The organism is Domibacillus sp. F004, assembly GCF_057814295.1.
Map to the genome: position 1 here is coordinate 1 of NZ_JBVATB010000028.1, position 404 is coordinate 404.

The following is a 404-nucleotide window of genomic DNA, read 5'->3' on the forward strand; positions in this document are numbered from 1 at the left end:
GTGTCGATGTGAGCCGTCGGCGCGTGCTCGCGAAGGCCGTCGAGCAGAAGGTCGCGGCGGCTGCGCAGCTGCGGGCGCAGGGTGCGCAGGTGACTGCGCCACGACGGCTGGGTCACTACGTCGAGCGCTGCCGCCTGCAGCAGCCCGCTGACGTCCATGGACTCTGCGGCGCGGTCGGTGAGGACGCGCTCGCGTGCCGGTCCGCGGGCGATCACGGCTGCCACGCGCAGTGCGGGAGAGACGCTCTTGGTGAGGGAGCGCACGTAGATCACGTGCCCGTCGTCGTCGTGCGCCGCGATCGGACGCGGGTCTGCGTCGATCGCGAGATCGTGCGCCCAGTCGTCCTCGATGAGGAACGCGCCGCGCCGGCGGCAGATCTCGAGCACGGCGTCGGAGGTCGAGGC

At 72.3% G+C, this 404-nt stretch carries 1 protein-coding gene; it reads right to left on the bottom strand.

Annotated features, from left to right (window positions below):
* Window positions 1-404, bottom strand: a 404-nt coding sequence (locus tag ACZYRN_RS19260) for an aminotransferase class I/II-fold pyridoxal phosphate-dependent enzyme (RefSeq protein ID WP_488913187.1), incomplete at both ends; no start/stop codon positions are given.